The sequence below is a fragment of the Erythrobacter aurantius genome, from assembly GCF_023823125.1.
GTDB lineage: Bacteria > Pseudomonadota > Alphaproteobacteria > Sphingomonadales > Sphingomonadaceae > Erythrobacter > Erythrobacter aurantius.
This window is the reverse complement of record NZ_CP090949.1, coordinates 3,278,584-3,296,415: the sequence shown is the minus strand read 5'-3', so window position 1 is coordinate 3,296,415 and position 17,832 is coordinate 3,278,584. Positions and strand designations below refer to the sequence as shown.

At 64.0% G+C, this 17,832-nt stretch carries 15 protein-coding genes; 4 read left to right on the top strand and 11 right to left on the bottom strand.

Features of this window, described 5'->3' with window-relative positions; genetic code table 11:
- Positions 1-36 precede the first annotated feature (36 nt).
- From L1K66_RS15770 to crtY, 6 genes are all read right to left on the bottom strand, one after another.
- Positions 37-1,944, bottom strand: coding sequence for an acetyl/propionyl/methylcrotonyl-CoA carboxylase subunit alpha (locus L1K66_RS15770; RefSeq protein ID WP_252258750.1), 1,908 nt, complete (start codon positions 1,942-1,944; stop codon positions 37-39).
- The gene (locus L1K66_RS15765) at positions 1,941-2,450 is read right to left on the bottom strand and encodes a nuclear transport factor 2 family protein (RefSeq protein ID WP_252258749.1); all 510 of its coding nucleotides are present in this window, start codon (positions 2,448-2,450) and stop codon (positions 1,941-1,943) included. The genes L1K66_RS15770 and L1K66_RS15765 overlap by 4 nt, the downstream gene beginning before the upstream one ends.
- Before the next feature lie 42 nt (positions 2,451-2,492).
- Positions 2,493-3,443 carry a phytoene/squalene synthase family protein gene (locus tag L1K66_RS15760; RefSeq protein ID WP_252258747.1) on the bottom strand — a complete coding sequence of 317 codons (951 nt, stop codon included), beginning with the start codon at positions 3,441-3,443 and terminating at the stop codon, positions 2,493-2,495.
- A gap of 11 nt (positions 3,444-3,454) precedes the next feature.
- Positions 3,455-4,036, bottom strand: coding sequence for an LOG family protein (locus L1K66_RS15755; RefSeq protein ID WP_252260533.1), 582 nt, complete (start codon positions 4,034-4,036; stop codon positions 3,455-3,457).
- Between the two features lie 17 nt (positions 4,037-4,053).
- Positions 4,054-5,565 carry a phytoene desaturase gene (locus tag L1K66_RS15750; RefSeq protein ID WP_252260532.1) on the bottom strand — a complete coding sequence of 504 codons (1,512 nt, stop codon included), beginning with the start codon at positions 5,563-5,565 and terminating at the stop codon, positions 4,054-4,056.
- A 62-nt stretch (positions 5,566-5,627) separates the two neighbouring features.
- The gene (crtY, locus tag L1K66_RS15745; RefSeq protein WP_252258745.1) at positions 5,628-6,860 is read right to left on the bottom strand and encodes a lycopene beta-cyclase CrtY; all 1,233 of its coding nucleotides are present in this window, start codon (positions 6,858-6,860) and stop codon (positions 5,628-5,630) included.
- Between the two features lie 131 nt (positions 6,861-6,991).
- On the opposite strand from crtY, the gene L1K66_RS15740 reads away from it, so the two are divergent.
- Positions 6,992-7,927: a MipA/OmpV family protein gene (locus L1K66_RS15740; RefSeq protein WP_252258743.1), complete on the top strand. Its 936-nt coding sequence runs from the start codon at positions 6,992-6,994 to the stop codon at positions 7,925-7,927.
- Positions 7,928-7,959: 32 nt separating this feature from the next.
- On the opposite strand, the gene L1K66_RS15735 is transcribed toward L1K66_RS15740, so the two are convergent.
- The gene (locus tag L1K66_RS15735; RefSeq protein ID WP_252258741.1) at positions 7,960-8,697 is read right to left on the bottom strand and encodes a DUF2059 domain-containing protein; all 738 of its coding nucleotides are present in this window, start codon (positions 8,695-8,697) and stop codon (positions 7,960-7,962) included.
- Positions 8,698-8,862: 165 nt separating this feature from the next.
- On the opposite strand from L1K66_RS15735, the gene L1K66_RS15730 reads away from it, so the two are divergent.
- Both L1K66_RS15730 and L1K66_RS15725 read left to right on the top strand, forming a co-directional pair.
- Positions 8,863-10,161: a metal-dependent hydrolase family protein gene (locus tag L1K66_RS15730; protein WP_252258739.1), complete on the top strand. Its 1,299-nt coding sequence runs from the start codon at positions 8,863-8,865 to the stop codon at positions 10,159-10,161.
- Complete coding sequence (locus L1K66_RS15725; protein ID WP_252258738.1) at positions 10,158-11,174, top strand: MBL fold metallo-hydrolase; 1,017 nt, start codon at positions 10,158-10,160, stop codon at positions 11,172-11,174. The genes L1K66_RS15730 and L1K66_RS15725 overlap by 4 nt, the downstream gene beginning before the upstream one ends.
- A gap of 34 nt (positions 11,175-11,208) precedes the next feature.
- Here L1K66_RS15725 and L1K66_RS15720 read toward each other — a convergent pair whose 3' ends face one another.
- Positions 11,209-14,655 carry a YadA-like family protein gene (locus L1K66_RS15720; RefSeq protein WP_252258736.1) on the bottom strand — a complete coding sequence of 1,149 codons (3,447 nt, stop codon included), beginning with the start codon at positions 14,653-14,655 and terminating at the stop codon, positions 11,209-11,211.
- A 240-nt stretch (positions 14,656-14,895) separates the two neighbouring features.
- Here L1K66_RS15720 and L1K66_RS15715 point away from each other — a divergent pair, with 240 nt between their 5' ends.
- The gene (locus tag L1K66_RS15715; protein ID WP_252258734.1) at positions 14,896-15,498 is read left to right on the top strand and encodes a thiamine biosynthesis protein ThiC; all 603 of its coding nucleotides are present in this window, start codon (positions 14,896-14,898) and stop codon (positions 15,496-15,498) included.
- On the opposite strand, the gene L1K66_RS15710 is transcribed toward L1K66_RS15715, so the two are convergent.
- From L1K66_RS15710 to L1K66_RS15700, 3 genes are all read right to left on the bottom strand, one after another.
- The gene (locus tag L1K66_RS15710) at positions 15,495-16,133 is read right to left on the bottom strand and encodes an SOS response-associated peptidase (RefSeq protein WP_252258733.1); all 639 of its coding nucleotides are present in this window, start codon (positions 16,131-16,133) and stop codon (positions 15,495-15,497) included. The two genes, L1K66_RS15715 and L1K66_RS15710, sit on opposite strands and share 4 nt — an antisense overlap.
- A 28-nt stretch (positions 16,134-16,161) precedes the next feature.
- Entirely contained in the window at positions 16,162-16,545 is a 384-nt protein-coding gene (locus L1K66_RS15705; RefSeq protein WP_252258731.1) for a hypothetical protein, read from the bottom strand.
- Positions 16,546-16,635: 90 nt separating this feature from the next.
- Positions 16,636-17,754: an NAD(P)H-dependent flavin oxidoreductase gene (locus tag L1K66_RS15700; protein ID WP_252258729.1), complete on the bottom strand. Its 1,119-nt coding sequence runs from the start codon at positions 17,752-17,754 to the stop codon at positions 16,636-16,638.
- Positions 17,755-17,832: the final 78 nt, after the last annotated feature.

The following is a 17,832-nucleotide window of genomic DNA, read 5'->3' as shown; positions in this document are numbered from 1 at the left end:
GCGGCCCGAGACCCCAGCTTTCGCTGGGGTGACGAGTTATGCTTCGGAAGCAGGCTCCACCACACAAAGCACCGCCTCAACCTGCACTTGACCGCCAACGCTAGCTTTCAGCCCGGTGACGGTCCCGTCGAAGGGCGCAGTGAGCGCGTGTTCCATCTTCATCGCCTCGAGCACCATCAGCCGCTGGCCCGCGGCAACTGTATCACCCTCGGCCACATCGACCGCGATGACCTTGCCCGGCATGGGGGCGAGGATCGCTCCGTCGGCGGCGGAGGCGTGGCCGGTGCCGTCGTAACGAGGGAGCGATACCTTGAGCATATGCCCACGGATGCTGACGAATTGAGCCTCTGGCTCAAGGCTCTCGCGAAAGCCATGTTCAAAAGACTGGCCCTCGGGCGTCGGATCATATGTGAAGGGCTGTACTTCCCCGTCCACGGCCAAGCGAAATTCACGCTTGTGCGGGCTGTTCATGCGGAAGCCTAGCAAGGGTTCGGCCTTGCGGTCGAAGTTTGTGCTATCTCGAACGAACCAATTGAGCGCATCGCTTAACGAGCGATCGCTGACTACCGGTATCGAGGTGAGTGCTTCCTGCTTACGTGCTATGAGGCCGGTGTCGAGATGCCCTTGCTGAACATCCTCGTCCCGAAGCAAACTGACCAGGAAGGCTAGGTTGGTTTTGACAGGCCAGACCTTTGTCTCAGCCAGATGGTCCGCTAATTGATCGAGTGCAACGCGGCGGCCGCTTTCATGACAGATAATTTTGGCGAGCATCGGATCGTAATGAGGAGAAACCTCGCTGCCATGCTCTGCTCCCGTATCGATACGCGTATCCCAACCGTCCCAGTAAGTCAGATCGAAGTGCTCCAAGCGCCCCGTGCTCGGCAAAAACCCCTTCGCCGGGTCCTCCGCATAGAGCCGCGCTTCGATGGCGTGGCCGTTGATCGAGAGCTCTTCCTGCTTCAGCGGGATCGGTTCTCCGCTCGCTACGCGCAGCTGCCACTCCACCAGATCCACCCCGGTGATCTCCTCGGTCACGGGGTGTTCGACCTGAAGGCGGGTGTTCATCTCCATGAAGAAGATGCGGTCGGCGCGCAGGCCCTCGGACGCATCGGCGATGAATTCGATCGTGCCTGCGCCCTTGTAATCGACCGCCTTGGCCGCGCGCACGGCGGCGGCGCAGATCGCCTCGCGGGTGGCTTCGTCCATGCCGGGTGCGGGGGCTTCCTCGATCACCTTCTGGTGGCGGCGCTGGAGCGAGCAGTCGCGCTCGAACAGGTGGACGACGTTGCCGTGGGCATCGCCGAACACCTGCACCTCGATATGGCGGGGGGAGGTGATCCACTTTTCGAGCAGCACCTCGTCATTGCCGAAGCTCGCCTTGGCCTCGCGGCGGCAGCTCTCCAGCGCGGCGGCGAAGTCGGCGGGGGCATCGACCTTGCGCATCCCCTTGCCGCCGCCACCTGCGACCGCCTTGATCAGCACGGGATAACCGATGGCCTCGGCCTCCTTGGTGAGCCGCTCGACCGATTGGTCCGACCCGTCATAGCCCGGCGTCACCGGCACGCCGGCGGAGCGCATCAACTGCTTGGCGGCGTCCTTGAGGCCCATCGCGCGGATGCTTTCGGGATTCGGCCCGACCCAGATCAGCCCTGCATCAATCACGGCCTGCGCGAAGTCGGCGTTCTCCGACAGGAACCCGTAGCCCGGATGCACCGCATCCGCTCCCGTCTGCTTGGCCGCCGCAATGATCTTCGCGCCGACCAGATAGGACTCAGCCGCAGGCGAAGGGCCGATATGCACTGCCTCGTCAGCCGAGCGCACATGCAGCGCCTTGGCATCGGCATCGGAATAGACCGCGACCGTCGCGATCCCCATGGTGCGCGCGGTGCGCATGATGCGGCAGGCGATCTCGCCGCGATTGGCGATCAGCAGCTTGGCAATCATTGTTCGATTTCCCAATGCGCGTTCACCTGTGCGACAATCGCGTCGCAAGCGGCAGGCGGCTCCATTGTGAAGCTGGTGTTGGCGACTTTCCAGCCGTCATCGGTCTTGATCATGCTGAGTGAATTGATGCCGCAATGGCTCAGCTTTTCCTCGACGGTGAAGTAATACGGCCCCCACACCTGCGCCATGTCGCCATCGACCAGCACCGTTTCGATATGCATGAATTCGTCGACTTTGCGCGTCTGCGTGGCCCAGCGCGCGAGGTGATCGGCGGCCGGCACCACGTCTATGCGTGGGGCCTCGGGGTTCATCCGGCTGTGCACGAATATCATGCCTTCGGGCAGCAAGGTGTTCGCGAGCGCAGTCTTGTCGTCGCTGCGCAGAGCCTCGAAAAAGGCTTCGACGCCGTCCATCACCGCGATCTGGTCGCTGGTGGGAGAATTGGCGAACACGGGCGCGGCGGCAAGGCCGAGCAGCGCGACGGCGGATTTCAGGAGTCCTCTCATGGCCCGTGGATTAGCCACACGCCGTGCGCCTGTCGAGCGCAGTCAGGAGGGGCGGAAATCCTTGATCCCCCATGTGATCGGCCCGTCGGGGTGTTTTTCGCGGTTGATGATCGCCGAAAGGAAGGCCCGCGCGCCATACAGCGCCTTTTCCCAGCGCGGGACATAGGTGCGGCTGTTCCATGCTTCGGTGCCGCGAGCGCGAACCTTGCGCCCGATCGCGCCATAGATCCGCGCGGCGGACAGCACCGCCCAGCGGCTGCGGAACGGCAGGCGTTCGGCCCCGACCCGTGCGGCGGCTTCGTGCTTTTCCACCAGCGCCACCAATCGCGCGGCCATTTCAGCCAGCTCCTTGCGGTGGTGCGGCTTGGTATGCTGGCCGGGCTCGATATCCTGTTCGACCAGCCATTCCATCGGCAGGTAACACCGCCCCGCCGCGTCATCCTCCACGATGTCGCGCGCGATGTTGGACAGCTGGAACGCAAGGCCCAGATCGTTCGCGCGGTCGAGCGTGTCCTGATCCTCTGGATCGACCCCCATCACCACCGCCATCATCACTCCGACGGCCCCCGCGACGTGATAGCAATAGCGCATCATGTCCGCTTCGGTGCGGGGGCGCCAATCTTCGGCGTCAAGCTGGAAGCCCGCGATCACATCCTCCGCCATCGCCGGGGTAAGGCCGCATTCGGATGCCACCACGCCCAACGCGTCGAAAGCGGGATCGCCGGTCGGCTCCCCGGCAAAGGCTTTGGCTGTCAGCTTGCGGATCAACGCCAGCCGCGCGTCGAGATCGGACTGGTCGCCCAGAACACCGCCCAGTTCCTGATTGTCGGCAATATCGTCGCAGCGGCGGCACCAGGCATACAGCAGCCAAGCGCGCTCACGCGTTTCGCTGTCGAACAGTTGCGAGGCGGCGGAAAAGCTCTGCGATCCGTATTTGATCGCCTGATGCGCGTGGTTTACCAGCGCCGCCCGTGTTTCCGCATCTACCGCCATGGTGCGAAGCCTTACAGGTCCTCTGCCTTCATCCGGAAGATCGGAGTGTGCGGTTCATAGGCTTCCATCTGCTCCAGCAGATCGGGCAGGTTGTCCGCCGCGATCAATATGTTCTGGTGCGCCGGGCGGACAAAGCCGACTTCGGCCATCTTGCGGTTGAAGGCGAGCAGGTGATCGTAAAAGCCGAAAGCGTTGAGCACGCCCACGGGATCGGAATGATAGCCCAGCTGCGACCAGCTCATCGCTTCCCATAGCTCGTCCATGGTCCCGACCCCGCCGGGAAGGGTGATGAACCCGTCCGACAGATCGGTGAACTTCTGCTTGCGTTCGTGCATGCCGGACACGGCGACCAGTTCGTCACAGTCGTAATTGGCGACTTCGGACTTGATCAACGCATCGGGAATGATGCCGATGACTTCGCCGCCGGCTTCCTTGGCCCCGCGCGCCACCGCGCCCATCAGTCCCAGCCTGCCGCCGCCATAAACGACGCCGATCCCGCGCGTGGCCAGCTCGCGGCCCACGTCATAGGCAAGCTCGACATAGCGCGGGTCTTCGGGCGTGGCGGAGCCGCAATAGACGGCGATGCGTTTCATCGTACCGGTTCGTGCATTCATGCGGTCGCCTTAGCCGCCAAATCCTCCAGCACAATACCCGCCGTTGCCTTGGCGCTGCCGACCACGCCGGGGATGCCCGCGCCCGGATGGGTGCCCGCGCCGACGAGATAGAAATTCTCGATCACGTCGTCGCGGTTGTGGCCGCGCAGATATGCGCTTTGCCACAGCACCGGTTCGAGACTGAAGGCGCTGCCCATGTGGGCGGAGAGGTCTTGGGCGAAATCCTTGGGCGCGTAGCTGAACTTGGTGACGATCCGATCGTGGATGTCGGGGATCAGCCGCCGCCCGATTTCGTCGAGGATCATCTTTTCCAGCTTCGGCCCGGCTTCGTCCCAGTCGACCGGCATCTTGCCCATATGGGCGACCGGCACCAGCGCGTAGAAGGTGCTTTTGCCCGGAGGTGCCATTGACGGGTCGGTGACGGTGGGGTGGTGCAGATAGATCGCGAAATCCTGAGGGATGACGCCGTTCTTGTAGATGTCGTCGAGCAGTCCCTTGTAGCGGTTGGCGAACAGGATCATGTGATGCGCGATCCCCGGCCAGGTGCCCTCCAGCCCGAAGTGCACGACGAACAGCGACGGGGAAAAGCTCTTGCGCTTCAGACTCTTCGCCATCTTCTGCCCGCGCTGCGAATTCGACAGCAGATCCTTGTAGGTGTGCATGATGTCGCCGTTGGATGCGACCGCGTCAAACGCCTGCTTCCAGCCCGATTTCGTTTCCACCTCGGTCGCGCGGGTGCCCATGGTGTGCACCTGCACCACCGGATCGCCGACGCGCATCGTGCCGCCGATCCGCTCGAAATGGCGCACCATCCCGGCGATCAGGCGATTGGTGCCGCCGCGCGCCCACCAGACGCCGCCGTCCTTTTCCAGCTTGTGGATCAGCGCGTAGATCGACGAGGTGTTCATCGGATTGCCGCCGACCAGCAGCGTGTGGAAGCTCAACGCCTCGCGCAGCTTCTCGCTTTGGACATAGCTCGACACCATCGAATAGACGCTGCGCCACGCCTGTTCCTTGATCAGGGCAGGGGCGGCTTTCAGCATCGATTTGAAATCAAGGAACGGGACGGTCCCCAGCTTCAGATAGCCTTCCTCATAAACCCGTGCCGAATATTCGAGGAAGCGCTGGTAGCCGACCACGTCATCGGGATTGAGCTTGGCGATTTCCGCGTTCAGCTGCGCTTCGTCGTTCGAGTAATCGAAATTGGTGCCGTCGGGCCAGTTGAGGCGATAGAACGGCATGACCTTCATCAGCTCGACATCTTCGGCGATGTCGTGCCCGGTCAGCGCCCACAGCTCCTCAAGGCAAGGCGGATCGGTGATGACGGTGGGGCCGGCGTCGAAAGTGAAGCCGTCCTTTTCCCAAAAATAGGCGCGGCCGCCGGGTTTGTCGCGCGCTTCGACCACGGTGGTCGCGATGCCGTGCGATTGCAGGCGGATCGCCAGCGCCATGCCGCCAAACCCCGCGCCGATGACGCAGGCGCTTTTGCCGGCGTATTTCTCTGCCATCACGGGGTCGATCCCGCGGTCCGTCGGAACTTTCGGGGCAAGGTCAAGCGTGGGATCGGCGGTCATGCCTCATTCTCCGTTTGCAAATCGATGGGCGCATTGGCTTTGAGCGGCGGTCCGCGGTTGAACATCGCGAGGATCGCAGCCGGAATAGATACGGGCGGTTCTCCCCACAGGACGCGGGCCTTGTCCAAAGGGCTGGATCGCGCGGCGTAGAACCTTTCAACCAGACCTTCGCGCAATCTGTAGAACCTTTGGAAAACCTTCACGCGCTTGTGTGGTTCCGCGGCGAAGAACAGGAAACGGCCCAGCAGGCGATAATAGCCGGTCTTGCGCCAGTGGTGGCGGGCACGGGTTTCCATCAGCGCGGCCAGTTGCGGCCCCGTCAGATCGGCTTCGCGTGCGATCAGCAAGGCATTTTCCACCGCGACGCACATGGTGTAGCTGGTGAGCGGATGGGTGAACCCGCCGCGCGCGCCCGCGATCGCCACACCGGAGATGCGGACCTCTTCCTGATAGGCCGAGAAATTACCCCCGGTCAGCACCGGCAGCACACCTGCTTCATTGCCGACGATGGCGTGATCGGGCCAGCCGTTTTCGCGAGCGTATTGGTCGATCCGCGCCGACAGCGCAGCCCGGTCAAGCTTGAAGCTGTCGGCGTAGTAGGTGTCTTCGACGAAGACGTCATGCGATGCCAGCGGCAGGACATAGACGAAGCGATAGGCCCCACCATTGCCGCTGGGCGCGAGTTGATCGACGGTTGCATCCATGATGACAGGGCGTTCCAGCCCGTGCGGTTCGGGCAGACGCATGTGCCGGCCAAGGAACACCTGCCACCCGCCGCGCAGATGCCTGCTTGGCTGGAAGCTGCGGCAATCTATCACCGCCCGTGCGTCCAGCCGGGTTCCGTCGTCCAGATCGACCCCGCGCGCATCAAGGCTTGCGGCCTTGCGCCCCAGCATCACCGCGTTGTCGGGCAGGGCGCGCATCAGCCCTTCGTGAAAATCATGCGACGCCATCGAACAGTATGAGGTGCCCAGCGTGCGCCGATATTTGGGGAATTCGACATCATAGCCCGCGTCCCAGCCGGTCTGGCGGAATTCGGCGAGCAACGCGCGGCCTTCTTCGGACAGGTCGCTGTCAAACCAGCTCCAGCGGTGATTGCCGCCGATCACCTTGCCCGCCTCGACCACGGCAATGCGGAATTCCGGACGCGCGCGGTGCAGCGCAAGAGCAATCAGCCCGCCCGCAAGGCCGCCGCCAACAATCGCCACGTCGAGTTGTGAGTCGCTCATCTGTATTGGCCCTAGGGGACAGCGCGCGCAGGGGCAACGCGCATCGCCATCCACCCGGCAGAACCGGAACCTATGGGGGCAGTGCACATTGACCATTCGCCCCCTCTCTCTCCCACGGAGTTCTCCCTGAAATGCCCGAACCCCGCCCCTTGCCATCGATTCTTGCCTTTCTTGCCATGACTTTGGCGGGGCATGCCCATGCGGAAACCGCCCAGGAGATGGGCGCTGAAGAAGAGGGCGCTCCCGCCGCCGTCGTGCAGGATGCTTCACCTCAAGGGGCCGGTGCACCTCCGTTCAAGCCGGTGTTCGACGAGACTTGGGCGACCATCGGTATCGGTGCAGGTCTGGTCCCAAGCTATTCGGGTTCCGACGATTACGTTGCTTTCCCGCTGCCGCTGATCGTCGGGCGCGTGGGCGGTGTGGGGATCAGCCCCAACGGCCCCGGCTTCAACCTCGATCTGCTGTCACAAAAGCCCGCCATGGGCCCTGCGAAAACCTCGTTCTCGCTCGGGCCGTCATTCCGCTTTCGCAATGACCGCGCCAACCGGATCAAGGACCCGGTGGTGGAATTGGCGAGCGAACTCGACACCGCGATCGAGGTCGGATTGAATGGCGGCGTGACCTTTCCGGGCGTTTTCACGCGGGGGGATCGTCTGGGAGTATCGACGCAGCTGCGCTGGGACATTCTGGGTGCGCATGAGGGAATGCTGATCGAACCGGGGGTGAATTACTTCACCCCTCTGGGGCGCGGAGCCGCGCTGCAGCTGGGGTTCAATGCCAGCTTCGTCGACGATGATTTTGCCGACTATTACTACACCGTCACCCCTGCCGATGCAGCGGCGACCGGCCTGCCGCAGTTCACCGCTGATGGCGGGCTGAATTCGCTCGGCACGCTGGCGATCTTCACGCTGGACCTCGACGGCAATCTCTTGAACGGCGGGTTCAACCTTTATGGCGTCGCGGGCTATTCACGGCTGGTCGGCGATGCGGCGGACACTCCGTTCACATCGGTTCGCGGCAGCGCCAGCCAGTTCATCGGCGGGATCGGCGTGGGCTACACGTTCTAGTCTGCGCTACCGCTTCGCTGCTTGAGCGCGGGTTATTCCCCAAGCCTGCGCTTGAACACCGCCTGGATCACCGCTTCGATCTGGGCGGCCTCGTCAGGGGTGGGCTGTTCCTGCTCCATCTGCGCGCGCAGGGCGATCATTTGCGGGTTGATCTGGCCCAGCTTCAGCAGCGCGGGCTTTTCCATCGCCAGCCTGCCCATCGCGACAAGATCGTCCTGCGACAGTTCCGAAATCGTCGCCTGAGTGGCATTGCCGATATCACTGGCGACATTGTCGCGCACTTCGTCTTCGCTCTGGCCGTCCAGCTCCTGCACATTTTCCAGCGTCGCATCGGGGCTGTAATTGCGCGACACCCCGCCAAGGATGCGGCGGCCAAGCTCCGACCGATAGAATGCCGCGATGTCCTGCGCTTCGGAAGTGGTCAGGTTGCGCGCGAACAGGCCGACCATTTGCGGGCGATACTTGTCGCGCACACGCGCCTGATAATCGCGGAAAATCGGGCGCATTTCCTTGACGATCTCATCGATCAGGCCGGGGCTCATCTGGTCGACCTGAGCGATCACGGGAATTGCCGCATATTCGCGCCGTACGACCTTCATGGTGGAATCGAGCGCAACTTCGTGATCGACCCCTTCGTCGATGGCGTTGAACAGATCCTGATAGGCGGCATCGCTCTGCTGCGCGGCAGCCGGAACCGGCAAGGCGACAAGCGCCAGCGGCGACAGGGCAAAGGCACCCAGAACAAGGCGGATCTTCAAAAACGGAATCATGGGTGCGTCCCTGTGGCAAATGACAAGACACCGCAAAGACCAAGCGCCCGCGCAATCGTCAAGCGAATTGCGCGTGCCCCACGAATTGCCGAAGGCCCGGTCTTGCCAGCGCACCTCAAGCGGGGCATCACTGTCACCTTGGGGCCTGACAGGGGAGAGAAACCAATGAAACTGCTTGCCAAAACCATGGGCGCGATTGCTGCGCTGGCCGCGTGCATCGCTTCGCCTGCCGCAGCCGATACGCTGATCGTCGAAGCGGGCAGCGTCATCATGGACGCCGACAGCCAGCCAAGCGGCCCTATGGCGATCGTCGTGATCGACGGAACGATCCGCGACATCCTGCCCTCTGACAGCCCCGATCTCGAAGTCTATGCGGTTGAAGGGTCGAAGGTGATCGACCTTTCGGACAAGACCGTGCTGCCCGGCCTGATCGACCTGCACACGCACCTTTCGGGTGATCCCTCGGGCGAATTCTGGCGTGCGGCGACAACTCCGCCCGAATACTTCACGCTGATCGCCGCCAAGAACGCGCGCATCACCGCGCTTGCCGGGTTCACCACCGTGCGCGATCTGGGCAGCCGCACCGATCAGGTCACGCAGATGCTGCGGCGCGCGACAGCCGAAGGGATGGTGGCAGGTCCGCGCATCGTCACCAGCGCGCGCACCATCGCCATCATCGGCGGGCATGGCGACGTGAACGGCTTTATCGAACATGTGAACGACGTCCTCGATTCCGGCTTCACCTGCACCGGCGCGGTCGAATGCGCAGCCAAGGTGCGGCTTGCCTCGCAATACGGGGCCGACCTTATCAAGATCACCGCGACCGGAGGCGTCTTGAGCCAACAGGGGCGCGGGCTCGAAGCGCATTTCAGCGATGAGGAAATGCGCGCCATCGTCGAAACGGCGGAAACGCTCGGCCTCAAGGTCGCGGCGCACGCCCATGGCGCTCGCGGGATCGAGGCAGCGGCGCGCGCCGGTGTGCACACGATCGAACACGGCACCTATCTTGACGAGCAGGCGGCGCGGGTGATGCGCGAAAACGGCACCACGCTGGTCCCGACACTGATGGCGTTGAAGGGCGTATCCGAAGGGCTCGACACCGGTACCTACACCCCGGTGGTGGAGGCCAAGATCCGCGCGGTGCAGCCGTTGATGGCGTCGCTGGTCTCGCGCGCCCGGCAATTCGGCGTGCGGGTTGCTTTCGGCACCGATGCGGGTGTGTTCCCGCATGGCCGCAATGGCGAGGAATTCGCGCTCATGGTGGCGCAGGGGATGAGCCCGCGTGAAGCGCTGGCCAGCGCGACCACGGTGGCGGCTGACGTTCTGGGGATGGGTGACACCATCGGACGCATCGCGCCGGGCTTTTCGGCAGACCTGATCGCGGTTGACGGCAATCCGCTGGCCGATGTGACGGTGCTGGAGGATGTGGACTTTGTCATGGTGCGCGGGCGCGTGATCGAATGATGCGCGGCCTTGCCGCCCTGCTGGCGGGCGGTGCCTTGTGTTCGGCCCCTGCCGTTACCTATGCCGCCGATGGGGAGCCGGAGGTCTGCAAGGTCGAGCTCGTCGTGCTCGGGGCAGGGCAGGATGCGGGCGCGCCGCAGATCGGCAATGCCGATGACACCGGCCCGCACCTGCTGCCATCCGCGCTCGCCCTGATCGATCGGGCGAACGGCAAACGATATCTTTTGGATGCCAGCCCCGCGATCACCGAGCAGCTTGCCATGCTGGACAGGATCGAGCCGCCCGCGGATGGGTTGGGCCTGGACGGCGTGTTTCTCACGCATGCGCATATCGGGCATTATCTCGGCCTTGCGTATTTCGGGCGCGAGGCTGCGGGGGCGAGCGGGGTCCCCGTCTATGCGATGCCGCGCATGGCCCAGTTCCTGCGCACAAACGGGCCGTGGAGCCAGCTGGTCGAGCTGGGGAATATCGCCATCAAAGAGGTGGCGCATTCCTCTTATCGTTACCCTCCGTTGGCGAACGAAGCATGGCGGCCGTCAGAGCCGCAGCTTATCGGCGGCAATATCGCCGCCAGCGCCATTCCGGTGCCGCATCGCGACGAATATTCGGAGACGGTCGGTTGGGTTTTCGCCGATCCCGAACGTTGGTCGATCCTATACCTGCCGGACATTGACAGCTGGGATGAGATGGAGGCGCGAAACCCGGGCTTCTCGCTCGAAACCTGGGTGCGCAAGGTCGGGCCGGATGGGTTGGTCTTCATCGACGCGACCTTTTGGGACGACGATGAACTGCCGGGGCGGGACATGAGAGAAATCCCGCATCCGCGCGTCACAGAAACGATGGACCGCTTGCAGGAGCTTCCGCCAAGCGAGCGCGCCAAGGTGCATTTCATCCATTACAACCACACGAATCCGATCCGCGATCCGGACAGCGCGCAAAGCCGCGAGGTGGCAGAGCGAGGCTATAACGTTGCCCGGCGCGGGGACCGCATTTGTCTGGACAAGGGCGGGTAGCGACGAGCCCGAAAGGCCCGCCCCCATTCTCGCTTCAGAAACCGAAAGCGACGCCCACACGCCCTCCGGTGCTCTTTTCGGCGGTCGATCCGGCAACGCTGGCGGTGATATATACGCGTTCGCGCACCCGCGCCGCGATCGATCCGGAAAAGCCCTGTTCGCCCTGATAGGTCGAAACATTGGCGCTGACCGAAAAAGTGCTGTCAGGCACGATCATCGTTCCGCCCATCGCCATCGCCGCAGCAATGCCGCCGCGGGTGCGCTGGTCGAGGTCTTCCAGCTGGAACGCCAATCCGGTGATCCTGCCGTCCAGCGCGGAAATGCTGCCCGACAGATTCTGGATCTGTGCATCGGTGATTGCCTGCATCGTGTTCATCGACACGCGGACATTGTCGACAGAGGCGGCAGTGGCGACGGTTTGCCGCCCCAGCGTGCCGGCTTCGTCCACGGTGACGACGCTGACCGGGCCGACCTGCGCCTGGGTGCTGGCGGCGATGTCACCGATCCGCACGGCGCTGCCCGTACCGCCCAGCGTCACCTGATTGGCGGCGGTGGTTTCTGCATTGGCACCGACGGCGGTGGAGCCAGCAAATGCGGCCTTGGCGCGCGATCCGATTGCCGTCGCGCTTTGCGCCGTGGCCGACGATGTGTTGCCGACTGCGGTGGCCAGCAGCTCGCTGGCGAGCGCCTGTTGCCCAAGCGCGGTGGTGTTGTTGCCGGTGGCCCTTGCTGTCTGTCCGAAGGCGACCCCCTGTGCAGCGGCGCGGGCGCCGGTGCCGAAAGCAGCGCTGTTAGCGCCGAACGCCTCCGCCGCACGGCCCAACGCAGTCGAACTGTCCCCGGTCGCAATCGCCGAACGGCCGACAGCGGTGGCGAAGTTGGCGTTTGCAAGGGAGCCTGCACCAATCGCAATGGCATTGTTGGCCAGCGCCCTCGCATCCGCTCCGAAAGAGGCGGAGTTGATCCCCTCCGCCCGCGCACGCGTGCCGAACGAGTTGGCGCTTTCCTGACTGGCGACCGCCGATACGCCGACAGCAACGCCGCGATTGCCCGCTGCATTGGCAAGCGAACCAATGGCCAGCGCGTCAATCCCCGTCGCGGATGCGGAAGTGCCGGTGGAATTGATCCCGAAGAAGCGGTTGTTGGCACCCGAAACGCTGCTGAGCGCGGAATTGAGCTGAGCGACATTGACCGCGTCCGTCCCGGCAGACCCGGCTGCGACGTTGACGATGCGGCGTTGCTGGCTGGCGCTGCCGACCGAGACGACATTGGCCTGCAATGCCGCCGAACCCGCCCCCAGCGCCACCGAATTGTTACCGCTGACAAAGGCGCTTTCGCCGATGGCTGTGCCTGTCAGCGCGTTGACGAAGCTGAGGTTGCCGATCGCGGTGCCGCTGGCAAAGGCGGTGGCATCGGTGCCGATCGCCAGAGCGTTGGCGCCATCCCCCCGAGCGCGCACGCCGATTGCGATCGCGCCGTCGCCCGACCCGCTGTTCGCAAAGCTGCCCATCGCGATTGCCCCCGTGCCGTCGGCGCGGGTCGAATTCGCCCCGCCGATGGTGTCGCCGCCAATGGCGATGGAACCCGCGCCGCCTGCCGTGGCGACCGTTCCTATGGCGATAGCGTTCAGCCCGCCCGCCACTGCATTTCCGGTTGCGCCGTTGACCTTGACGAAGGGCGTAGCGCTGTCGGCAAGCGCATCGTTGAGCTGGCCCAGCGTCACCGCGTCATTATCATCCTGCGCGTCGGCAACATTGGTGATCCGCCGCTTCAGCGTGGAATTGCCGATCGACAGCGTATCGTCCTGCAAGGCCAGCGATCCCGCACCGAGCGCGATCGTATTGCTGCCCTGCGCCTGCGCCTCGGCACCGACCGCCAGAGCGCCCTGTCCGCTGGCGAAAGCGCCGACATCACCCGGATCGGCTGTGTCGAGGCCGATGGCGATGGAGTTGGTTCCTTCGGCAATCGCGCCCGATCCGATGGCGAGCGAATTGCTGCCCGTGGCCGTCGCAATACCGTTGGTGCCGTTGGCGGCGAACTTGTCGTTCCCGGCAATCGCCTTCAACTGGCCGACGGTTGCGGCATCGCTGTCCGCCACCCCGTCCGCGACATTGGTGATCCGCCTTTCAAAGCCGGTGCTGCCGACCGATACCGTGTTGGCGGCGCTGGCGGTTGATCCTGAACCCAGCGCGACCGAATTGGCGAAGCCCGCGCTCGAACCGGTGCCAATGGCGACAGAATCGATCCCCGATGCCTGCACCGAAGTGCCGACCGCGACAGCCCCGCTGGCGCTGGCGCTGGAGGAGCTGCCCAGCGTGGTCGCATTGTTGGCCCCGGCATTGGCGCTGAAACCCAGTGCGGTGGCATTGGTGCCGGTGGCGTTGGCAAAGCCGCCGAAGGTGGTCGCTCCGTTTCCGTTCGCACCCGAAGTCGCGCCCACGACCACGGCTTCGCTGCCATCGGCAATGGCGCCGTCGCCGATGGCGATTGATCCCGTTCCGGTCGCGGTGGGGGAGAAGCCGCCATCGACATTGACGACGACGCCCGGCGTGCCGCCGCCTGAAAGCAATGCATTGACCTGTCCCAGCGTCACCGCGTGATCGTCGCGGTATCCGGGTGCGACATTGGTGATGACGCGCCGGTTCGTCTCGCTGCCGACCGACACGGAATCGTTGAGGTCCGCTATGGAACCGGCCCCGATGGCGACCGAATTCAACCCGACCGCGAACGAATCCGCACCCAGCGCCACGTTGCCGGTCGCGTTGGCGGAGGAGCCCAGCCCGTCATTGTCGAGATCGCCGCCAATCGCGATTGCCCCGTCGGCATAGATGCGCGTTTCCGAACCGATGGCGATGGTGGCCCGTCCGCCGGCGATCACCCCGAACACGTCCGCGCCCGCCGTGTTCGATCCGATCGCGATCGAACCCACGCCAGAACTTTCCGCGTCATTTCCGATGGCAATCGCGGCCTGGCCCGATGCGTCCGCTGCTTCGCCGAGGGCGGTCGCTTCGTCTCCGGTGGCGCTTGCCCCGGTGCCGATGGCGACCGAACGCGCGGTCGATGCCTGCGCCAAGCGCCCCACCGCGATGCTGTCCGCGCCGGTGGCGACCGAAAGAATTCCGATGGCGGTGCTGTTGGTGCCGAACGCGTCCGATGCCGCGCCGATTGCGGTTGCGCCTGCCGCGGTTGCCTGTGCCGAACGGCCAAAGGCGCTGGCGCTGTCGCCCACGGCAAGGCTCAGGCTTCCCGAGGCGGCGGAGCCATTGCCCACGGCTGTCGCATTGCCGCCCGTCGCGCTGGCATTCTCGCCGCATTCGAGCGTGTCGTCGCTGGTGTCTGCCACCGCGTCAGGCCCGTTGCCGGTGTTGCAGGGCGCGGTGGTGTCGGCCTGCGCCGGGCTGGTCATGGCGATCGCAAGCGTGCTCGATGCGAGCAGGAGCGCGCCCGAAATGCGGACGCGCGGCAGGCGTGAAATATTCATGGATGCTCCCCCTTTAGAAGTCAGCGGCTCCGTCCAAACCAATGGTCGAATCAAGCCGCATAGACCGGAGAAGAATAACAGGATCAGTGGGTTGCGAAACTCTAATCGCGTGTCATGGTGGGGGATGCCGGGATCCGGTGTAACCTTTTGCTCGCAACCGGCGAACGCGCCTGTATCGTTGATTTTGACGCCCGGACTACACCAAAGCACAGGGCGCGCGCGATGACAGGGGTACGATTCATGCCGATTTCCTTCCGCAACACGGTCCGTCTGGTTGCCGCTCTCTTGCTGGCAGCCGCAGTCACGCAGAGCGTCTACACCGCGCTTTATGCCAGCGGTGCTGAGGTGCCGCGCCAATTGCTGTGGGGTATCGAAGGGGTCATCTTTACTCTGATGGCGGCTTTTGCCGGGGCTGCCATGCTTGAGGCAAAGCAGCATTTTCTTGCGTGGTCGGCGATCGGCTTTGCAGCCGTGCTCAACGTGGTGCAGGTCGGCGTGGGGCTGACCTTGTTCGGGCCGTTTTTCGAAGTCGCGCGCGAGGTGGAAGCCTTCGCGCCGGCTGCCGCGGCAATCGTCGCTTATTCCTTCATGGTCTACAACGCGGCGAAGCTCTTGCTGGCATTGGCGTTGATCGTTTTCGCCCTGGCTAGGCTTGGCGGCGGGTCACGATTGTTGGGTTGGTTCGGCCTTGTGGTCGGTTGTGTCGCTGCCATCGCCAACGCATTGTCCATGGCACTGGGCCGCGATTTCGCTGGCGAACTGCCGATTGCGGGCGGATCAGGCGTGCTGGCGACTATGTTGCTGGCCATCTGCCTGTTCAGCCTCCCGCGTGAGGAAGCCTAATCCGGTTCCATATCCCGTTCGATAAGCGGGATCGGTGCCGGGCGCTCAGTCAGAAGTCTGGCCGCGTCCCAGCCGCCGTGCAGCCACGTCTGAAGGCTGCGATCATCGGATGGCAAAATCAGCGGCATGGCATTGCATCCCGCCGCTTTTGCAGCGCCGGATGCTTCTCGTGTGAGCAGGGCGAATGCGGGAATGTCCTCGTCTTTCCACACCCCGGCGATGGCGAAGATCCCGCCGTCCTCGGGCGCGAACCAGTGTTTCAGCCGTCGCCCTTCATAATCGATCCCGCTGCACCACAGCATGACCGATGTCGCCGGGACAATGCAGCGGAACTCGCTGTTCCTGAGATTGCCGATCCAGAACGGGCTGTCGGGATTGCGCACCGTGGAAATGCGGCGCATCGGATCGTCGGAGCCGGACGGGGGCAGCACGCCCCACAGGCGTGGCACGATGCGCGGCTGCAGCATTCCGCCCGGCGGGCGCGGCCCGGCGATAAAATCGTGCCCGGCGGTGATGACGGGGGCAAAGCGGTCCCGCGCGACATAACCCCCGCCCCAGGGATCATCGCCCAGCCTCGCGCCAAAGCGCCCGGCAATTTCGCGAGCGGTGCAATCGAGACGGTAAAGAGATGTCATCGCGGTGCGCAGGTAGGGAATACGCAGATCAGAGCGGTTTCATAGCCCAATCAGGTGCAAACAGGCTGGCCGCGAGCGCCACCGCAATCAGTCCGAAGAAAGCCGCGCCTATGCGCACCAAGGGTACGTGCTTGTCATACGCCAGCAACACCGCTGCGCCGCCATTCGAAACGAGTCCCATGATCGCAATGCCATAGGGAAACCCACCGTCCCGCCACCACGAAAAGCCCGACGCATAACCGATCAGCAGCGCGCCGACTGCGAGCGCATAGAGGCGCATGTAGCGCATTTGCGTCTCCTCAAGGCCAAGCAAGGGAGCGCTGACCCGAACCGGCACGACAAACAACGGGATCACGACCGCAAGCGCAGTGACGAGAATCTTGGCCGCAAGGATCAGGTCAAACAGTTGCACATTGAAACCTTTATCTTGCGGGGCTTGTCCGGGCAAGTACCATTTTGTGTCTGCGGAGATATCGCCAGGTCCGTTTGCCGCAGCTTGGCTCTATTCGAGATTGGCAGCCAGACCCTCGAACCCGGCGGCAAAATCGGCTTTGAAATCCTGCACGATGGTGCCGACCCCGCGCGAATCCTTGACGAGGCCCAGCCCCTGACCGACCCAATAGCTTGAGAGAGCCTGGGCCTTGGGATTGCCCGCCACCGCCGCCTGATCCAGCGCGCGCAGCACCGGTTCGGCCAGCAGGCTCATCAACGGCATGGGCAGGGCAGGCAGGCCAGCCGCCTCCCACCTATCGTGCCATTCGCTCTTTAACTGACGGCTGTATTTGCCGGTGCGATGCTTTGAGCGGATCGTGTCGCGCGATCCGGCCGCGATCATCTTTTCGCGGAACACCGGGGTCGTCTCGGCTTCGGGTGAGGCAAGCCACACGCTGCCGCACCAGGCGCCCGCCGCTCCCATCGCCATCATCCCTGCCATCTGCCGCCCGTTCATGATCCCGCCTGCCGCAAGCACCGGAATGTCCGCGCCCGCTTCCTCTATCGCCTGGATCACTTCGGGGACGAGCACGATCGTCGAGACATCGCCGCAATGCCCGCCGCCTTCGCCACCCTGCGCGACGATCACATCGACCCCGGCGGCCACCTGTTTAAGCGCGTGCTCCTTCGCGCCCACCAGCGCTGCGACCGGAATGCCGTATTTCTTCCCCGCCGCGATCATTTCCGGCGGGGCGGTGCCCAGAGCATTGGCGATCAACCGCACCGGATGGTTGAAGCTGACTTCAAGCAATTCCTGACCCAGCGAAGTGTTGGGCGCCTGCGATCCGCCCTGCGGCGCTCCGACATCATCGGCAATCCCGCATTCGCGCAGCAGCTGGCGGGTGAAATCGCGATATTGCGACGGGATCTGCGCGATGATCGCATCTGCGCTGACCGAATGATCGACCGCCTGCACTTCTGGGATCAGCACGTCGACGCCATAGGGCTTGCCCTCGACATGATCGTCGATCCACGCAAGTTCATGCTCCAGCTGTTCAGGCGTGTAGCTGACCGCGCCCAGCACGCCGAAACCGCCCGCGCGACTGGCTGCGGCCACCACGTCGCGGCAGTGGGAAAAGGCAAACAGCGGGAATTCGCATCCCACCATCTCTGTCATACGGAATGGCATCGTGTTCTCTCTCCTCAGGCCCCTGTGCTGACGCATCGCGGGCTTGTGGGCAAGCCGTCCCGGCCAAAATTGATCCGC